17 protein-coding genes and 2 pseudogenes are annotated in these 17,865 nt (G+C 70.3%); 11 read left to right on the top strand and 8 right to left on the bottom strand.

All coding sequences use genetic code 11. From position 1 onward, the window contains the following. Positions 1–15: 15 nt before the first annotated feature. Positions 16–1,347, bottom strand: a complete 1,332-nt coding sequence (locus tag SY2F82_RS04815) for an SGNH/GDSL hydrolase family protein (RefSeq protein ID WP_200417633.1) — start codon at positions 1,345–1,347, stop codon at positions 16–18. 243 nt (positions 1,348–1,590) lie between these two features. On the opposite strand from SY2F82_RS04815, the gene SY2F82_RS04810 reads away from it, so the two are divergent. The 3 genes from SY2F82_RS04810 (at position 1,591) to SY2F82_RS04800 (ending at position 5,044) form a co-directional block, all read left to right on the top strand. Further along, on the top strand, positions 1,591–2,928 hold the full coding sequence (locus SY2F82_RS04810; protein WP_236041132.1) for a DUF445 domain-containing protein: 1,338 nt from the start codon (positions 1,591–1,593) through the stop codon (positions 2,926–2,928). A 65-nt stretch (positions 2,929–2,993) separates the two neighbouring features. Beyond that, the gene (locus SY2F82_RS04805) at positions 2,994–4,472 is read left to right on the top strand and encodes an MFS transporter (RefSeq protein ID WP_200417631.1); all 1,479 of its coding nucleotides are present in this window, start codon (positions 2,994–2,996) and stop codon (positions 4,470–4,472) included. A 110-nt stretch (positions 4,473–4,582) separates the two neighbouring features. Continuing rightward, positions 4,583–5,044 carry a hypothetical protein gene (locus tag SY2F82_RS04800; RefSeq protein WP_200417630.1) on the top strand — a complete coding sequence of 154 codons (462 nt, stop codon included), beginning with the start codon at positions 4,583–4,585 and terminating at the stop codon, positions 5,042–5,044. Between the two features lie 127 nt (positions 5,045–5,171). On the opposite strand, the gene SY2F82_RS04795 is transcribed toward SY2F82_RS04800, so the two are convergent. Continuing rightward, a complete protein-coding gene (locus SY2F82_RS04795) occupies positions 5,172–5,453 on the bottom strand; it encodes a hypothetical protein (protein ID WP_200417813.1) in 282 nt (93 codons plus the stop codon). A 253-nt stretch (positions 5,454–5,706) separates the two neighbouring features. On the opposite strand from SY2F82_RS04795, the gene SY2F82_RS04790 reads away from it, so the two are divergent. The 3 genes from SY2F82_RS04790 (at position 5,707) to SY2F82_RS04780 (ending at position 7,540) form a co-directional block, all read left to right on the top strand. Beyond that, positions 5,707–6,129 carry an Hsp20/alpha crystallin family protein gene (locus SY2F82_RS04790; RefSeq protein ID WP_200417629.1) on the top strand — a complete coding sequence of 141 codons (423 nt, stop codon included), beginning with the start codon at positions 5,707–5,709 and terminating at the stop codon, positions 6,127–6,129. A gap of 191 nt (positions 6,130–6,320) precedes the next feature. Continuing rightward, the gene (locus tag SY2F82_RS04785) at positions 6,321–6,758 is read left to right on the top strand and encodes a DUF2267 domain-containing protein (protein WP_236041184.1); all 438 of its coding nucleotides are present in this window, start codon (positions 6,321–6,323) and stop codon (positions 6,756–6,758) included. Positions 6,759–7,066: 308 nt separating this feature from the next. Then, positions 7,067–7,540 (top strand): carboxymuconolactone decarboxylase family protein, encoded by a 474-nt coding sequence (locus SY2F82_RS04780; RefSeq protein WP_200417628.1) that lies wholly within the window; start codon positions 7,067–7,069, stop codon positions 7,538–7,540. On the opposite strand, the pseudogene SY2F82_RS04775 reads toward SY2F82_RS04780, so the two are convergent. Then, a pseudogene (locus tag SY2F82_RS04775) lies at positions 7,516–8,371 on the bottom strand (alpha/beta fold hydrolase). The gene SY2F82_RS04780 and the pseudogene SY2F82_RS04775 sit on opposite strands and share 25 nt — an antisense overlap. Positions 8,372–8,433: 62 nt before the next feature. Between SY2F82_RS04775 and SY2F82_RS04770 the strand changes: the two are divergent. Further along, a complete protein-coding gene (locus SY2F82_RS04770; protein WP_200417627.1) occupies positions 8,434–8,862 on the top strand; it encodes a MarR family winged helix-turn-helix transcriptional regulator in 429 nt (142 codons plus the stop codon). 258 nt (positions 8,863–9,120) lie between these two features. Continuing rightward, complete coding sequence (locus SY2F82_RS04765; protein WP_200417626.1) at positions 9,121–9,876, top strand: class I SAM-dependent methyltransferase; 756 nt, start codon at positions 9,121–9,123, stop codon at positions 9,874–9,876. Positions 9,877–10,045: 169 nt separating this feature from the next. On the opposite strand, the gene SY2F82_RS04760 is transcribed toward SY2F82_RS04765, so the two are convergent. Next, positions 10,046–10,498, bottom strand: a complete 453-nt coding sequence (locus tag SY2F82_RS04760) for a hypothetical protein (RefSeq protein ID WP_200417625.1) — start codon at positions 10,496–10,498, stop codon at positions 10,046–10,048. A 143-nt stretch (positions 10,499–10,641) separates the two neighbouring features. Here SY2F82_RS04760 and SY2F82_RS04755 point away from each other — a divergent pair, with 143 nt between their 5' ends. Next, positions 10,642–11,022, top strand: coding sequence for a VOC family protein (locus SY2F82_RS04755; RefSeq protein ID WP_200417624.1), 381 nt, complete (start codon positions 10,642–10,644; stop codon positions 11,020–11,022). Positions 11,023–11,063: 41 nt separating this feature from the next. On the opposite strand, the gene SY2F82_RS04750 is transcribed toward SY2F82_RS04755, so the two are convergent. Further along, a complete protein-coding gene (locus SY2F82_RS04750) occupies positions 11,064–11,618 on the bottom strand; it encodes a hypothetical protein (protein ID WP_200417623.1) in 555 nt (184 codons plus the stop codon). Positions 11,619–11,729: 111 nt separating this feature from the next. Here SY2F82_RS04750 and SY2F82_RS04745 point away from each other — a divergent pair, with 111 nt between their 5' ends. After that, positions 11,730–12,242: a PadR family transcriptional regulator gene (locus tag SY2F82_RS04745; RefSeq protein WP_200417622.1), complete on the top strand. Its 513-nt coding sequence runs from the start codon at positions 11,730–11,732 to the stop codon at positions 12,240–12,242. Between the two features lie 133 nt (positions 12,243–12,375). Here SY2F82_RS04745 and SY2F82_RS04740 read toward each other — a convergent pair whose 3' ends face one another. Then, positions 12,376–14,691, bottom strand: coding sequence for a transglycosylase domain-containing protein (locus tag SY2F82_RS04740; RefSeq protein WP_200417621.1), 2,316 nt, complete (start codon positions 14,689–14,691; stop codon positions 12,376–12,378). Between the two features lie 249 nt (positions 14,692–14,940). Here SY2F82_RS04740 and SY2F82_RS04735 point away from each other — a divergent pair. Further along, positions 14,941–15,237, top strand: a pseudogene (locus tag SY2F82_RS04735) (PadR family transcriptional regulator); the annotation flags it as partial. A gap of 66 nt (positions 15,238–15,303) precedes the next feature. On the opposite strand, the gene SY2F82_RS04730 reads toward SY2F82_RS04735, so the two are convergent. Next, positions 15,304–15,636, bottom strand: a complete 333-nt coding sequence (locus SY2F82_RS04730) for a hypothetical protein (protein ID WP_200417827.1) — start codon at positions 15,634–15,636, stop codon at positions 15,304–15,306. Beyond that, complete coding sequence (locus tag SY2F82_RS38675) at positions 15,626–17,497, bottom strand: polymorphic toxin-type HINT domain-containing protein (protein ID WP_236041130.1); 1,872 nt, start codon at positions 17,495–17,497, stop codon at positions 15,626–15,628. The genes SY2F82_RS04730 and SY2F82_RS38675 overlap by 11 nt, the downstream gene beginning before the upstream one ends. Positions 17,498–17,865 lie beyond the last annotated feature (368 nt).

Here is a 17,865-nt window from a genome sequence, read left to right as displayed (position 1 = left end):
GCTCGGTGAGCCGGGTTACAGCTCGGCGGGCGCGGCGCCCTTGAGCGAGGCCAGGTCGACGGCCTCCGCCATCCTCCGGAACCCCTTGTCGCTGGGGTGGAGGTGGTCGCCCGAGTCGTAGTCGGAGCGCAGGCGGTGCGGGTCGTAGGGGTCGCGCAGCGCCCGGTCGAAGTCGACGACCGCGTCGAACACGGTCCCGGAGCGGATCTGCGCGTTGACGGCCTGGCGCACCTGCTCGCGGTCGGCCCGGTAGACGCGGTGGCCCTTGAACGGCATCAGCGTCGCGCCGACGACCTTCAGGCCGCGTGCGTGGGCCTCGTGGACGAGGGTGCGCAGCCCCGCGGTGATCCGGTCCGGGTCGGCCTGGCCGGGGTTGTGGATGATGTCGTTGACGCCGAGGTCGATGACGACGGCCTTGACGTTCGTGCGCTCCAGCACGTCGCGGCCGAAGCGGCTCAGACCGCTCGGGTTGTCGGCCGGCCGGCCTCCGCCGCTCACCAGGACCTCGTTGCCGCTGATGCCCTCGTTGACCACGCTGTAGCGGGGCACGTCACCCGATCCGGCCGCCTCGCGCAGCCGCTCGGACAGCACGTCCGTCCAGCGGCGGTCGGCGCCCACGGTGGAGGTGATGCCGTCGGTGATCGAGTCGCCGAGCGCGACGACGGCGCCCGTCGCCTCGTTGCTGAGCAGGTCGAGCGCGGTCAGATAGCGCCAGGAGAGGGTGGGGGCGGTGAAGGGGGCGCCGCTGGTGTCCTCGGTGCGGTCGCCCTGGGCCGCGTAGGAGACCTGCCGGGCGTGCCGGTGGTAGGTGACCGGGCCGGACGGCGTGGGGGAGTAGGTGGTCACCAGCACGTCCGCGTCGCGCGGGACGACGATCCGTACGGCGTCGCTGACCACCTGTCCGCCGGGGGCGATGACGACCGAGGGGAGGCCGCCGAAGGTGAGCCGGCGCATGGTGCCGGCGGCCACCCGGGCGGTGTCGTCCGTGGCGGCGAGGCCGATCGAGGCGTGCGTGACGCTCAGCGGCTGTCCGCCGTAGAGATTGGACAGCGTGATGCGGGCACTCGTCCCGCCGACGCCGACGTGTACGACGTTGCGGACGGACCTGCCCGCCATGCCCGTCGTCCGCGTCCCGGGCTCGGCGCCGGACGGCGAGGCCGCCCATGCGCCCACCCAGATGCCGGTGGAGGCGGGTTCGGCGGCGTTCGGCGGGGTCGGCCGGCCGGCGGCCGGAGTGCTGCGGCGGCTGCCGTCACCGGCCGCGACGGCTGTGTATATGGCGGCCGAGACGGCCAGAACGATCGTCAGGACAGCCGCCAGCAGGGCATAACCGTGTTTCCTGGTCATGCGGTGCGTTGTCTCCTAGGGCGAGCGGAGCCCCGGGCTCCGTATTGATCATTCCCATGATGCGTCATGGGGCGGAAGGGAACCGGCGCGGCCCTGGGCCGGCCCCCTGGGGAAACCCCCGACGTAACCATGGAAAGCCCCCGAATCTTCCCTCTCCGGACAAGACGTCGGGAACTCCTGTTCCGTTCCATGAGTCGGCCGGGAAGGGACAATGTGTACGGGGGACGCGGACGGGTGGAGTGGATGGAACGGACGAAGACGGACGACGAGGTGACGGTGCGGCAGCCGTCCGGCCCGGGCGTCGCCGCCGGCCGGGCGATGACGTCCTTCAGCCCGGCCGACGAGGAGAAGCGCCGGGGCGTGCGCCGGATGAAGGGCACGGCGACCGGGCTGCTGCTGCTCGTCGCGGTCGTGTACGCGCTGGCCAGATGGGCGCAGAACGCGGGCGCGGGGCCCTGGGCGGGTTATGTGGCGGCGGCCGCCGAGGCGGGCATGGTCGGCGCGCTCGCCGACTGGTTCGCGGTCACGGCCCTCTTCCGTCACCCGCTCGGCCTGCCGATCCCGCACACGGCGATCATCCCGAACAAGAAGGACCAGCTCGGCGTCTCCCTCGGTGAGTTCGTCGGGGAGAACTTCCTGTCCCAGGAGGTCGTACGGCAGCGGCTGCGCGCCGTCGGCATAGCGAGCCGTCTGGGTGCCTGGCTCGCCGATCCGGAGCACGCCGACCGGGTGACGGCGGAGCTGGCCACGGCCCTGCGCGGTGCCCTGACCGTGCTGCGCGACTCCGACGTGCAGGCGGTGGTGGGCGAGGCCATCACCCGCCGCGCCGACGCCCAGGAGATCGCGCCCGGGCTCGGCAAGCTGCTGGAGCGCGTCGTCGCGGACGGCGGCCACAGACGGATCGTCGACCTGGTCTGCGCCCGCGCCCACGACTGGCTCGTCCTGCACGACGACCAGGTGATGGCCGCGGTCCAGGGCGGCGCCCCCGGCTGGACACCCCGCTTCGTGGACAAGAAGGTCGGCGAGCGGGTCTACAAGGAGCTGCTCCGCTTCGTCACCGAGATGCGGGACGCGCCCACGCACCCGGCGCGCGGCGCCCTCGACCGGTTCCTCGCCGACTTCGCCTCCGACCTGCAGTCCGACACCGACACCCGGGCACGCGTGGAGCGGCTCAAGGGCGAGGTGCTGGGCCGCGGCGAGGTGCAGGACCTGATCGCCTCCGCCTGGACGGCCGTCCGCTCCATGATCGTCTCGGCGGCGGAGGACGAGCGCAGCGAACTGCGGCTCCGGGTACGTGCCTCGCTGCTGTCCCTGGGCGCCCGCATGGCCACCGAGCCGAGGACGCAGGGCAAGGTGAACTCCTGGGTGGAGGGCGCCGCGGTGCACGTCGTGACCACCTACCGCAAGGAGATCACCTCCCTGATCACCGACACGGTCGCGAGCTGGGACGCCGGCCACACCACCCGCAAGATCGAGGCGCACATCGGCCGCGACCTGCAGTTCATCCGGATCAACGGCACGGTGGTGGGCTCGCTCGCCGGGCTGCTGATCTACACGGTGTCGCGGGCGCTGGGGGCGTAACCGGCGCCGGCGCGGGAACCCGGGGCGCATGCGGCGTCACCCCCGGCGCCCGTGAGGAGGGAGCCATGTCGATCACCGCGCCACGCCCTGGCACGGTCACCACCGCCATACCCGCCCGTCTCGACCGTCTGCCCTGGTCACGCTGGCACTGGACGATCGTGATCGGCCTGGGCACGGTGTGGATCCTCGACGGCCTGGAGGTCACGGTCGTCGGCAACATCGCCAGCCGTCTGTCCGAGCCCGGCAGCGGCCTCGCGATCAGCTCGAGCCAGGTCACCGGTCTGGCGGCCGCCCTGTATGTGGCGGGCGCCTGCTCAGGAGCCCTGTTCTGGGGCCGACTGACCGACCGGTTCGGCCGCAAGAAGCTCTTCATGATCACTCTCGCGGTCTATCTCGGCGCCACCGCCCTGACCGCGGTGTCCTTCAACTCCTGGTGGTTCTTCCTCTTCCGCTTCCTGACCGGCTTCGGCATCGGCGGTGAGTACGCGGCCATCAACTCCGCGATCGACGAACTGATCCCGGCGCAGTACCGCGGCCGGGTCGACCTGATCATCAACGGCAGCTTCTGGGTGGGAGCGGTCGGCGGCGCGCTGCTCTCGATCGTCGCCCTGAACACCGCTATTTTGCCCAAGGACGTGGGCTGGCGGCTGACCTTCGCCCTCGGCGTCGTCCTCGGCCTGGTCATCCTGCTGGTACGGCGGCACGTCCCCGAGAGCCCGCGCTGGCTGCTGATCCACGGCCGGGAACAGGAAGCGGAACAGGTGGTCTCCGGCATCGAACAGCGGATCGAGGAGGAGCGGGGGGAGCGGCTTCCGGAGCCCGAGGGCACGATCACCATCCACCAGCGCGAGAGCATCGGCTTCGGCGTCATCGCCCGCACGGTCTTCCGCGACTACCGCAGGCGCTCCGTGCTGGGCTTCTCCCTCTTCATCGGCCAGGCGTTCCTCTACAACGCGATCACGTTCGGCTTCGGCGCGATCCTGACCAAGTTCTTCGACGTGCCCGCCGACCACACCGGCTACTACTTCGCCGTCATCGCGATCGGCAACTTCATGGGCCCGCTGCTGCTCGGCAAGCTGTTCGACACGGTCGGCCGCCGGGTGATGATCTCCTCGACGTACCTGATCTCCGGCGTACTGCTGTTCGGCACGGCGTGGCTGTTCGGCCAGGGCTCGCTGGGGGCGGGCACGCTGACGGCCTGCTGGTGCGCGGTGCTGTTCTTCGCCTCGGCGGGCGCCTCCAGCGCCTACCTGACCGTCTCCGAGGTGTTCCCGATGGAGACCAGGGCCATGTCCATCGCCTTCTTCTACGCGATCGGCACCGCGGCCGGCGGTGTCAGCGGCCCGATCCTGTTCGCGGACCTCACCGGCACCGGCAAGGTCGCCGACACGGTCCTCGCCTTCCAGATCGGCGCGGCCGTGATGTGCGCGGCGGGCCTGGTCGCGGCCCTGCTCGCGGTACGCGCGGAACGGCGCTCGCTGGAGGACATCGCCCGGCCGCTGACGGCGGCGACGACGACGCGAGGGGCGCAGGCGACGCCGTAAGGGGCCGCACAGGCGACGCCGTAAGAGGCGGCCCCGGTGGCCGCGCAGCGGTGAGGATCTGAGTATCCGTACTCTCCCGACCCCGCCGCTCCGCGGCCACCCTCGTACGTATGACCGAGAAGCTGTTCCGCCCCATGCGAGCGCGCCCCTGGCCCGAGCGCTGGCTGATCCGCCTGCTCGGCGCCGCGCTCGCGGCCGGGGCGTACCTCCTGTGCCTCCCGTGGGACCTGCGCAACCGCGCCACGGCCGCCGGGGTCACCGAGGAGACGACGCCCGTGACGGTCGTCGGCGTCCTGTCCCTCGCGCTGACCCTGCTGCTCCTCGCGGCCTACTTCGGCCACTGGGACGGCCTCGGCTGGCCCCTGCTGCTCGTGGCGGCACCCCCCGCCACGCTGATGCACGTCTCCCTTCGCGCCCACCCGGGCCCGGACGCCTCCCTGTGGCCCCTGGCCTGGGGTTTCTTCACGCTGCTGATCGCGGCCGGGGTACTGGTCGCGGCGGGGGTGGCGCGGGCGTTCCGGGGGGAGTGGGCGAAGGAAGGGGAGGAGCTCACGCTCACGAACCCCTTGTGAGGTCGGGGCTTGGCCAGGGCCTGTCCTTCGGGAAGGTCCGGGACTTGGCCAGGGCCTGTCCTCCGGATCAGGGCGGCTGCGCGGAACAGTGCCTTTCAGCCGAGCCGAGCGGGCCCGTCGGCCTCTCCTAGCCGCGCCGGTCGGCCACGGCCCAGGACGCCAGCGCGACGGCTCCGGCCACCCCGAACACCGACGGCCACGCCCCCACCTTCTTGGCCAGCGGGTGCGACCCGGCGAACGCGGCGACGTATGCGGCGGTCAGCGCCCCGGCCGCCACACCCCCGGCCTGCCGCCGCCACTGCTGCGCGGCCGCGGCGCCCGCGACGGCCAGCACGGCCCCGCCCAACTGCCGCTTCCTGGTCCAGCGGGCGACCCCGTACCCGCCGACGAGCCCGCTCGCGGCGACCAGAGCTGTGGGAACCTTCGGTTGTCGAGGCTAGCCCCGCGCGCGGACGCGCCACGGCGCGGGGTGCGCGCCCGGCGCGCCGCAACCGCGCTCCCGCACGCGCGGTCACCCCCGACCCCGCACCCCCGTCATGACCTGCGCAAACACTGCCCTCCCAGCAACTTGAGTCGGAGCTTGTCAACTTTCTGCCTCCGCGCTATATAAGAAGTCGTAAAGGGCATCGCACAGCAGTGCCTCACGAAGGGAGTGACCTGTGATGCTCATGCGCACCGACCCGTTCCGCGAGCTCGACCGGCTCACGCAGCAGGTCTTCGGCACCACCGCCCGCCCCGCGGCGATGCAGATGGACGCCTACCGTTCCGGTGACGAACTCGTCGTCCACTTCGACCTCCCCGGCGTCGACCCCGAGTCGATCGACCTGGACGTCGAACGCCACGTCCTCAACGTCCGCGCCGAGCGTCGCTCCGCGGCCCCCGAAGGCGCCGACATGGTCGTGGCCGAGCGCCCCACCGGAACCTTCACCCGCCAGCTGTTCCTGGGCGACACCCTGGACACGGAGCGCATCGACGCCTCGTACGACGCCGGCGTCCTCACTCTCCGCATCCCCGTCGCCGAAGAGGCCAAGCCCCGCCGCATCCAGATCACGGGCGGCGACAAGCGCAAGCAGCTCAGCAGCTGACCGTCCGCCGGCAAGAAAGCGCCCGTCCCGTGTCCGAAAACACCCACGGGACGGGCGTCGACAATCGGGTACCCGGGAGGGGACCGGGTGGGGAAGCGAAACGGAGGAGTACCCGCACGATGAGTACGACCACGACGAGAGCGGCGGCGGCGACCGGAGCGGCGACGATGGGCGCGATCGATACGGCGATCATGGTGGACCCGCCGAGCGCGGTGGAGGCGACGACCCGGCCCGACTGGTCCCGGCTGGTCGACGCGGTGCAGGAGTCCGGCCAGTACACGACCACCAAGGAGGCCGAGCGCATCACCCGAATCGTGCTCTCCGCCCTCGGCGGACATGTGATCGGCGACGAGCGCGTGGAACTGGCCCGCCGCCTCCCCGAGGAAGCGGCACGTCTGATCGCGTCGCAGATCCCGGTGACACGGCCGCTGACGGCGCCCGAGTTCGTGGACGCGGTGGCGACCCGTATCGAGGGCGCCACACCGGCGACGGCACGCTGGGACGTCAGTGCGGTCCTCAGCACGCTGCCCGCCCTGGTGGGCGACGACCTGACGACTCGTCTGCTCCGCCAGCTCCCCTCCGGGTACGCGCTCCTGTTCGGAAAGGCTGAGCTGGCTCCGGCGGTGTGACACCGCACCGCCGCCGTCGTAGATGAGATCGACTCCCTGACCACGGAGCGAGGACCGGCGCCCCCGGGCGGCCGGCTCCTCGCCCCGCGGCGGCAACCACCTCCTCCCGACGCGCCCGCCCGCCACCCCGCCGTCGTGTCGAAACCGCGCTGACCAGCCGGAACGCCTGCACGCGGCCATCAGCGCGCCCTGAAGACCGGCGGGTGACGCGCATCACACCATTCCCGCCCGTCCGCGTGTCACATCCGCACCGGGTCGTCCCGTCCTTGCTGCGTAACCATCGACACGGCAAGGTAGGGGAGATCACCATGGACGCCCGTCTCAACCTCTTCGGCGGCCCGATCGCGGCCAAGTTCCTGCGCCACATCAACTCCGCGGGCAAGGTCGTGTCGGACTCGGCGCTCCCGGCCGCCACCCAGGAACTGGTGAAGATCCGCGCCAGCCAGATCAACGGCTGCGGCTTCTGCACCGACATGCACACCAAGGACGCCGCCCACGCCGGGGAGACCTCCGTCCGCCTCAACCTGATCGCCGCCTGGCGGGAGGCCACGGTCTTCACCGACGCGGAGCGCGCCGCCCTGGAGCTGACCGAGCAGGGCACCCGCATCGCGGACGCGGCCGGCGGCGTCACTGACGAGGCGTGGGAGAACGCGGCCAAGTACTACGACGAGGAACAGCTCGCGGCCCTGGTGTCCCTGATCGCCCTGATCAACGCCTACAACCGTCTGAACGTCATCGTCCGGCAGCCGGCGGGGGACTACCGGCCGGGCATGTTCGGCTGACGCCCGGAGGCGCAGCCCGGAGGGGCGGGTGCCACTCGTACGCGACGAGCGGCGCCCCGCCCCTCCATGTGGGCGGCGATGTGCGCGAAGGTGGCGTCCGGCTGTTCGATCTGCGGCAGGTGGCCCGCCTCCGGGATGACCTCGAGCCGGCCGTCGCCGAAGGCCGCGGCGTACGCGGCGCCGTAGGCGGGGGTGACGATGCGGTCGCTCTCGCCCCAGAGCAGGAGGGCGGGAACCCGGACGCGGCCCAACCGGCGCAGCAGTTCGGGGTCGTGCATGTAGGGGTCGCCGGCCAGGGTGCGCAGAGTGGCCATGTTGGCCCTTCCGGACGGCGAGTTGGTCGGACGGGATGCCGGCCGGGTCGACGTAGTGGCGGTCCGGGTCGTGCCAGGAGTGCTCGGCGACGCCGCGGGCGTCGAGGGCGAAGAAGTCGGTCATCGGCTCGTTCTCGATGTGCACGCCGACGGCGTCGATCAGGACGAGGCTGCTGATGATCCCGGCGGTGTCGCGCACGGCCATCTCCGCGGCGATCCAGCCGCCGAGCGACGATCCGACGACGAGGACGTCGTCCAGCGCCCGGTCGCCCAGCAGGTGCAGATAGGCGAGGGCCAGGTCGTCGACGCCGGTGAGCCGGCCGGGGCGGTTGGTGCCGTCCCAACCGGGGTGCACGGGCGTGAGGGTGTGCGCCACCCGGGAGAGGCGCTCGGCGAGGCCCGCGACCGTGGCCGGCCCTCCGCCGCCGTGCAGGATCAGGACCGGCCTGCCGTGGCCGGCTTCCGACAAGGTGAGGGTCAGGCCGTCGTGAACGACCGCTGTGGTGTCCGTCTGCATGCCCGCCACACTAACTAAGGATGCTTATTTAAGCTAGCTTAGTCAGCGCGTAGACTTCTTCCATGCACTCCACGCACGGTGACCTGCAAGCCCTCGGCAGGGCGGTCAAACAAGCCCAGTACCGGCAGCACCGAGCGCTCGACAGCGCCCTCGCGGCCGTCGGGACGACGCTCGCCCAGTGGGACGCCCTGCGGGCGATCGGCCGCTCTCCCGGGGCGTCGGCCCGGGAACTGGCCGCGGCGACCTTCCAGACCGAACAGGCCTTCGGCACGCTCGCGACCCGCCTGGCCACCCAGAGCCTGATCGAGCGCCGCCCGGGCCGCGGCCGCCGCATCGAGCACCACCTGACACCCGTCGGCGAACAGGTCCTGGCGAAGGGAGGCAAGGTCGCCGACGAGGTACTGGCCGGGTGCTTCGCCGTGCTGTCGGACGCGGACCGGGAGGCGCTGCTCGGCCTGCTCCGGCGCCTCAACGGCGAAGAGGACGCGTAACTCCACAAGGAAACTCGGCGGCAGTGTCCGGCAGCGTTCCCGACTCCGTGAGAAACCCGGCTCGGCGAGGCTGGAAACGCCCCCGTGGCGGTCGTTGAGCCGGTCATGTGCGGCGCTCCACCCCGACCGCCGACATCTGCCCTTCCCCTCCTCACCGGCGCCTCGCACAAGTCCGGCCAGGGCATCCGGCCCCCAACGTCCCACCTGTGTAAGAGCGCTGACCCGCCCTAGGATCGCCGCACGGGAAAGGGGGACCGGATGGACCGCGGCATCCGCACGGTCGACGACGTACTCAAGCTTCTGGACGCCTTGTTCGCGCCCGCGGCCGACCGTTGGACGGCAGGCGCGGCCTCCTGGTGGGACGGCTTCTACGCCGACCGTTCCAAGCCCGTGCCGTTCTTCGTGGCCAAGCCGGACGAAAACCTCGTCTCCTATCTCGAACGCGGCCTGCTCACCCCGGGCCGCGCCCTCGACCTGGGCTGCGGTCCCGGCCGCAACGCCCTCCACCTCGCCACCGCCGGCTTCGAGGTGGACGCCGTCGACCTGTCCCCGACGGCCGTCGCCTGGGCCGAGGAGCGCGCCCAGAAGGAGGGAGTCGAGGTCAGGTTCCTCTGCGGCGACGCGTTCACCCTCGCGGACACCGAACTGCGCGGCCCCTACGACCTGATCTACGACTCCGGCTGCTTCCACCACCTGCCGCCGCACCGCCGCATCAGCTACCTCGCCCTCCTGCAGCGGGCCCTGGCCCCCGGCGGCCACCTCGTCCTCACGTGCTTCGCGGCCGGTGCGATGGGCTCCGAACTCGACGACATCGACTTCTACCGCGGGGAGGGCCTCAAGGGCGGTCTGGCCTACACTCCGGAGTCCCTGCGCCGGATCTTCTGCGACCTGGAGGAGATCGAGCTGCGCCGCATGCACGACGAGGCACCGGATTCCCCGCACTTCGGCGAACCGTTCCTCTGGGCGGCCCTGTTCCGCCGTAGCGGCGCCTGCCGACCCTCACACGACGCCTGAGGCGGCCGAGCGCCGATCGCCCTTGCTGATCACGGCGGACCCGGGCTCACCCTCCGCACGGGGCTTGCGTGCTCTGGCCGTAACGGTCGCCTGGCGAAGGGCGGATCGGTCGGCGCGGTGAGACCCGTCAGGACCTGGGGGTGCTTTCGATCGCCGCGGCGAGGCCGGGTCAGCCGTACAGCACCACAAGCGATCCGAGGAGGAGTGCGGCTGCGACGGAGAGGCCCAGGATTCTGTAGCGGCTCCACGCGGCAAGCGCGAGGAAGCACGCCCACGCCCCGCCCGTGACGGTGGCGGCCCACCCGCCGGCGCTCGTCTGAGCGGCGGAGAGGGGCAGGGGCGCCAGCACGATCGTCGGCGGGAGGACCGCGAGCCGTGGCCTGATGCCCAGCTGCTTGTAGACGACGATCAGAGTGATCAGCGCTGTCGCGAAGGTGAGGGGGACGACGGCGAGATCCCACCAGGTGATGCAGAGGACGTCCGTCGTCTCGCAGGCCTGCTTGCTGTAGTGCCTGACCCAGGAGAAGAAGCGGCAGGCACCGTAGGCCAATACCGCGCCGGTGACAGCCGCTCCGGATACGCGCGGCACGATGGGCCTGGGCTCTGTGTAGGGCGTGTCCATGCCTACAGACTCCTGTGAAAGGCGGCCGTGGGCCTGAGTAGGAATACTCAGGCCCACGGCCCAGAGCGCCCAAGTGACGGCACCACGGCCCGCTTGGGGCGCACGGACGGCCTCCTGGCGCGGAAACGGGGCACCAGTACCGTATGAAGCCCCGACCGCGTTTCACGCTGTCCGCGACCACCCTCGACGCACCGAACGCGCACGAACTCGCCCGGTTCTACCGGGACCTGCTCGGCTGGCCGGTGCGGAAGGAGGAACCCGGCTGGGTCGAGATCGCGCCACCCGACGACACAGCCGGCCTGTCGTTCCAGACAGAGCCGTCCTACACACGCCCGTGCTGGCCCTCCACCCCGTCCGACCAGCAGATGATGATGCACCTGGACATCGAGGTGAACGATCTCCCCACAGCCGTCGAGCACGCCCGGGCCCTCGGCGCCACGGTGGCGGACTTCCAGCCCCAGGACGACGTGCGCGTCCTGTACGACCCGGCGGGGCACCCCTTCTGTCTTTGGGTCCAGAGGTAGCCTCCGGGGCCGGCCGGTCAGGGCCGGCCGACCGATCCGTTTCACGCGGCGCCGGCCCTGGCCTGGACGGCGGCGACGTAGCGGACCGTGAACACCATCGGGACCACGAACCCGGCGACCTGGATGAGGGTGGCCGGGGTGGAGTGGGCGTTCCCGGCGTGCGCGACGACGGCGAGCAGGACGGCGGTCACGGCGAAGGCGGCGGTCCACACGGCGGTGATGACGACGTTGGTCCGGATGAAGGGCTTCAGCCCCCACAGCTCGCGAGGTGTGGTGCGCTTGGCGATGCCCAGAGTGAAGGGTTTGCCGATGGCGAGCGAAACCCCGGCGATGACCGCCAGCGTGCCGGACGACGCGGCCGCCGAGTAGTCGTGCACAGCCGAGTGCGGGTCGGCGAAGGCGATCACGGCCAGGACCGCGAAGAAGGCCGCCGAGCCCGTCTCGATGATCAGGGCGTCGAATCCGGCACCGGCCCGGCGCTGCTGGACGATCACCGCCACCGCGACCACCAGGGCGGCCGGCGCGGCCCACTGCCACTGGCCGGACGGGAGCACGGCGAAGACGATCCACGGGAGGAAGGTGCGCAGATAGGACATGGTGGCTCCCCGTTTCGAAATTCTCGATATTCCACTGACATTCCGTTTCTGACATGTCGAAGCTAGAGGTTCCCGTAGTCACATGTCAACAGTGGAAGGTAAGGTGGGGGCATGAGCCTTCGACACGCCTTGCTGGGGCTTCTGTCCGAGCGGTCCGCCAGCGGCTATGACCTGCTGAAGCTGTTCGACACCTCGCTGGCCACCGTCTGGCCGGCGACGCAGAGCCAGATCTACACCGAGCTGACCAAGCTGGCGGACGCCGGACTGATCAGCGTCGCCGCCGAGGGACCGCGAGGCCGCAAGGAGTACGCCGTCACCGAGCAGGGGATGGCCGAGCTGCGGCACTGGCTGACCGAGACCGCACCGCAGCGGAACACCCGCAGCGACATCCTGCTGCGGGTGTTCTTCCTGGGCGTGCTGACTCCCGGCCAGGCGCGGGCCTACCTCACGGAGCTGGTGGAGATGTCCGCCCAGGGGGAGGAGAGCCTGCGCCACCTGGCCGAATCCATCGACTGGGACGACGACAACCTCTCGACCTACGGCCGGATCGTTCTGGAATACGGCCTGCGGTTCAACGCCATGCGCCGCGACTGGGCCGAGTGGGCGGCCGGCCAGATCGGGTAGAGGGTCTGGGACGGCCGAGCGCCCGGTACTCCCAGCCGGCCGCGTGCCGCCGCTCGGCGTCGAGGGCGTGGCGTCCGCCGACGATGCGGCGGCCCTTCCCGGGGGCCTCCCACCCTGCGAGCGGGAGGACGGGTCAACGGCACTTCCGATGGCGGCAGACGGGGCTGGCCGTCGGGGCGTTCCGGGGGGCGGTCGTCTTCTTGCCGGTGCTGCCGCCCCGCTTGACAGGGGGCGTGCTGCGGGAGGGTGAGGGGGAGGGGGACGGCGCGCCGAGCTCGTCGGCGCCGTGGCCGAGTGGGGCCGGCGCGGGGAAGGAGGCGTCGGGCAGGCCGGCGAGGGCGTCGCGCATGTACCGGGTCCAGATCTCGGTGGGGATGTCGCCGCCGAACACCTTCTGCAGGCCGCCGACACCGACCAGTGACTGCAACTGCGGGTGCTTCGGATCCTCCCGGAAGAGGACGACGGAGGTGGCGAGTTGCGGGGTGTAGCCGATGAACCAGGCCGACCGGTAGTCGTCGGTGGTTCCGGTCTTGCCGGCAGCGGTCCTGCCGAGCGCCTGCGCCTTGGTGCCGGTACCCCGGGCGATGACGCCCCGGAGCACGTCGGTCACGTTGTCGGCGACCGCCGCCGGCAGGGCCCGTACGGGGGCGGGTGCGGTGAAGCCGGTCAGCGGCGAGCCGTTGTGGGTCACCCGGGTCACCGAGTACGGGGTGGCCCGCATCCCATCGGCGGCGAAGGTCGCGTAGACACCCGCCATCCGGATGGCGCTCGGTGTCGAGGTGCCGATGTAGAAGCCGGCGCTGGGGGCGGCGAGGCTACTCGAGCGCAGCCCGAGGGCTTCCGCCGTGCTCGCCACGTTCCCGTAGCCGACGTCCTCCCCGAGCTGCACGTACGGCGTGTTGACGGACTGTTCCATCGCCTTGCGCAGGGAGATGTAGCCCCAGCGCTGGTCGGTGTCGTTGTGCTGGTGGAGCAGCCCGGTGGGGTCCTTGTCGTCGGTGACGTAGTTGCCCTGCTGGTCCTTGATCTGGATGCCGTCGTCGCCGTCGAACTTGCTGGCCGGGGTGATCGGCTGAGGGAACTTGCCGGGTTGCAGGACGGCTCCGTACTGGAGCGCGGCGGCCAGCACGACCGGTTTGAAGGTCGAGCCCACCGGGACGCCGGAGGTGTCGGCGTTGTCCGCGTAGTGGGCCTGGTCGAAACCGGCACCGCCGTAGACGGCCAGGATCCTTCCGGTCCTGGGATCCACCGAGGCGGCTCCGACCTGCACGTCCCGGTCGACCGACCGGTGTGCGGGGTCGAGGCGGTCCTTGCGTACCTTCGCCACGGCCCGGGACAGTTCCGCCGTCTTCTTCCTGTCGAAGGTGGTGTGGATCTGGTAACCGCCCCGGCTCAGGCTGCTTTCGGTGATGTTCGGGTCGTGCGCCTGGATGTACGACCTGGCCAGCTGGACCAGGTAGCCGACCTGGCCGGTGAACCCCGAACCGGGAGCCCACTTCCTGGGCGCCGGGAAACCGGCGGCCGAGTACCGGGCTCGCTGCTGCGGAGTCAGCTTGCCGATCGCCACCATCCGGTCGAGCACCCAGGACCAGCGGGCCTTGGCCTGCGCCCTGGCCGTGGGATCGGAGTCGGCGTACTGGAAGAGGCTCGGCTCGTTGACCGCTGCCGCGAGGAACGCTCCCTGGCTCGCGTTGAGCTTCTCGACCGGGAGGCCGTAGTACATGCGGGCGGCGGCCTGGACGCCGTTGGCCTGACGGCCGAAGAAACAGGTGTTCAGATACCCCTGGAGGATCTGCTGCTTGCTCATGACCGCGCCGATCTTGGAAGAGATCAGCAGTTCCTTGACCTTGCGCGAGAGCGTCTGCGACTGATCGAGGTAGGTGTTCTTGACGAACTGCTGCGTGATCGTCGATCCGGACTGAACGGACCCGCCCTCGGCCATGTGGACGACGGCGCGCAGGATGCCCTGCGGGTCGATGCCCGGGTCGGTGTAGAAGGACGCGTTCTCCGCGGCGATGAAGTCCCACTGCACGTCCGCGGGGACCTGCGCGAGGGTGACGTTCTGCCGGTTGACGCTGCCGTCGGTCGCCAGGACGGTGCCGTCGGACCAGTAGTAGACGTTGTTCTGCAGCAGCGTCGATGGATTGGGGTCGGGGATCGTGACCGTGGCGTAGGCGTAACCGACGGCCGCCACCGTGGCGCCGAAGCAGAACAGGAACAGCCCCAGCAGCTGACGCACCGACGGCAGCCAGCGGCGCGGACCCGTCCTGCCCCCGCGCGGGTAGTCGATCCACCGTTTCCGCTGCGGCGCCGCTCTCCGGGCGCGGCGCGACCCGTCTGTCCCAGGGGCCCCCTGGGACGGTGAGGCCCGGCGACCCGTGGCGCGGTCACCGGCGGCACGGCTGCCGCCGATGGTGCGCTGCGGCGGTCGGCGTCGGTGTCCGCTCATGTGTTCGGGTCCCTGTCTCTCAATACCACTGCGTTCGTCTCGTGCGGAGTGGGCTGCCGGAAGCCGTCGTAGCGGACACAGCCGTACGGATTTCTGCCGTACGTTCTGCCGCTTTCGTCCGTCAACTGCACGAGTGGTCGTGCTCCCTGACCTGGCTGGTCCGCCGAGTCGGTCGACTGTCTTGAAAGAGCCGACTCGGCCGGAAGTGTTACACCTGGCCCCTCCGGGAGGGACCGATGCGGACAAGAGGTGGGTAATCGGACCGGTGGCAGGTCCGAGCGGCCCGCCGGCGGCTATGACCTGCTGAAGCTGTTCGACACCTCGTTGGCCACCGTCTGGCCGGCGACGCAGAGCCAGATCTGCACCGAGCTGACCAAGCTGGCGGACGCCGGACTGATCGCCGTCGCCGCCGAGGGACCGCGAGGCCGCAAGGAGTACGCCGTCACCGAGCAGGGGATGGCCGAGCTGCGGCACTGGCTGACCGGGACCGCACCACAGCGGAACACCCGCAGCGACATCCTGCTGCGGGTGTTCTTCCTGGGCGTGCGGCTGTGCACACCGCGCCACCCCCCGAGTGCGAGTGGCGCGGTGTGCGCAGTCGAGAATCCGGTTCTAGCGCGGCGCTCGGCTATTGCCGTGCGCCGTGTTGGCGAGCCAGCAGGCGCCGCCCTGCGGCCGCCAGCCGAATTCCTCGAGTGTGGATACGACTCGCCTCACGATGTCGTCGGGAGTTCCGCTCCACGCTTCGAAGCCGCTGTCGCCGAGGTCTCCCACTTGCATCAGCCCGCCGCTCACCAGTTGGGTGAGCGTTTCCGTGGCCACCTCGCGGAAGTCGCGGCCGGAGTGCTCGACTGTCTCCTGCGCCAGTCCGACCAGTCGGTCGACAGGTACCCAGTCGTCCAGTCCTTCTTCCAGAAGTTCCCCGATGATGTACTCAGTGTTCACTGGGCAGGTGCACCTTCTTTCCCTTGCCTGTCACGGGGAAGATGTCGATGGTCTCCCCACCCGAGGCGGATGACGCACGCCACTGAATGATCGTGCCGTCGGGGAGCTTGTATACATCCGGGATCTTTGGTCCGCGGGCCGGCAGCCGCTCGGCGCCCTTGGTCCACCGCTCGAAGGTCTTTCGCAGTTCTGCGGCGGTTGCTATCTCTTTGACGTGCTTCTGCTTGCCGTTGGGAAGGGCGTCGTACTCGGCCTTCCATGGGCCGCAGCCGTTGGTGTTGTGAACGAGCAGCGGTGTGCTGCCGGCCATGACATAGAAGGTGTGCAGGTCACCGACGGTGAGGTTACGGACAGTCACCTCGGGGGCGGTCCAGGCCTTTACAGCGCTGACCTGCACGCGCGTGCCCGCGCCGGTTCGGAGCCAGGCACCCGGCTGCAGTTGGCCGGCTGTCGCCCAGGCTTCGAGGTCGTCGACCCAGAACGGATGCCCGTCCGTGGCGGTGACCTTGGAGGGGCCCTGGTCGGTCTGCACGGTGATGTCGACGAGGTCCTTCTCGCCCTGACCGGTGATCAGGGCGGTGACCGGTTCTTGCTGCTGGCGGCCGGTTGCAGGGTCGGCGGCCAGGACGCGGTCGCCTTCCCTGACTTGCTGGATGGGCCGTTGTGATCCGTCCGCCATCAGCACCTTGGTGCCGTCGGGGAAGCTGTTGCAGGTGACGGCCTGTTCGCCCTTGCGTGCCTTGCGTACCTCGTCCGCAGTGAGCAGCCTGTCGCCGGCCCGCAACCAGTCCAGAACGGACAGCCCGCCCAGCATGCGCTCTTCCGTGGTCAGCTTCTGGCCGGTGACCAGGTCCTTACCGACGAGTGCTTCGACTATCCCCTTGCCGTCGCCGACACCGGGCAGCAGGTCCAGCAGCAGTGACATCCTGCGCTGCTGCTCGGCATCGTCCAGGAGGGACTTCCCCGAGGCCCAACTGTCCCCGATGCGGGAGAAGTCGAAGTCGAGCCCCGAAATGTCGCGGAGCTTCTCGGCACCCTTCTTGATCCCGGGTACGTGCTTGTTCGCCTCGTCCACTCCCTGGTTGGCCTGGCGAATGCCGTCGTTGAGCTCCTTCATGCCCTTGTTGGCCTTGTTGATGCCCTTGTTGGCTTCCGACAGGCCCTTGTTGACGTCGCGGACGCCGGAGTTCATGGTGTCCAGGCCGCGGTTCATCTTGTCGAAGCCTGCGTTGATCTGGTCGAGCGCGTCGTTGAGCTCGTCCAGCTCCTTCTCGAAGTCGAAGACGGGCTTGGCCTCCGGGTACTTCTTCGGCTCGGGGAAGTACTCGCCCAGCGCGACGGTCAGGAAGGTCAGAGCGAGCAGGGAGTCGTTCTGGTCCCCGAGCAGGGAGTCCGCCCTTGCCAGGTTCTTGCCCAGCTTGTCCAGGTGCGGCTCGGCGCTCTTAAAGGTATCGACGGCCTTTTGCAGCAGCTTCACCTGCTGGGCGGGGTCCGGCGACTTGTTCGGGTCCACGAGGTCCAGCGGCTTGAGGGCTTCGAGGTCCTTGATGTTCTTGTCGAGGGCCTTGAAACTCGCTCCGTGATCCTTCATGGCGTCCTGTGCGGTGTAGAGGAACACCCCCACTCCGACGCCGAGCGCGATGGCCTTGCCCGCAAACTGCTTCAGGCACGCCGGCCTCTCCAGGAGCGGCAGACGGTCGCAGTTCGCGTACTGGGCCACCTTGCGGACGATCTCCGCAAGCCTTTCCACGCGGCTCTGCTCTGCGGCCTGGGCGCCGGCTGCGGATCCCACGCAGCCGGTGCACACGATGGCCAAGGCGACGAAGAACGCCGCGATTCTCGATCTGAAGTTGTGGTGCATGCATTCCTTGACCGGCGCACGCGGCTTGTCACCGCGCGTCGGTCCTGATTCCCCGTGCCGGATCGGCAGTTTTGTTACCGGCCAGTAGCCGATTTGGTCGCGAACACCCTAACCCACACGCGGCCATGCCCTTCTCCCTCACCTCCGGCGAGCGAGACGAAGTGACTCCGGTGAGGAATCCATCTCACCGCCGCCAACGTGCCGAGACGGTCCGGCCGTGGTGGCCGGCTCCGGGAAGCCCGGTGATGCGGCCGGTCATGTGGCGGTCGGGTGCCCCGAGGCGCGCCACGGCGTGTGAGTGCCGAAGGGCGGGGCACGGATGGCCATCGGACGGGCGCGTCCGTCCGGGGCTCGGCCCGGGGTGCGCA

Source organism: Streptomyces sp. Y2F8-2 (genome assembly GCF_014905555.1).
GTDB classification, from domain to species: domain Bacteria; phylum Actinomycetota; class Actinomycetes; order Streptomycetales; family Streptomycetaceae; genus Streptomyces; species Streptomyces cynarae.
The sequence above is the reverse complement of the archived record's forward strand: the minus strand, read 5'-3'. Positions and strand labels throughout refer to the sequence as shown.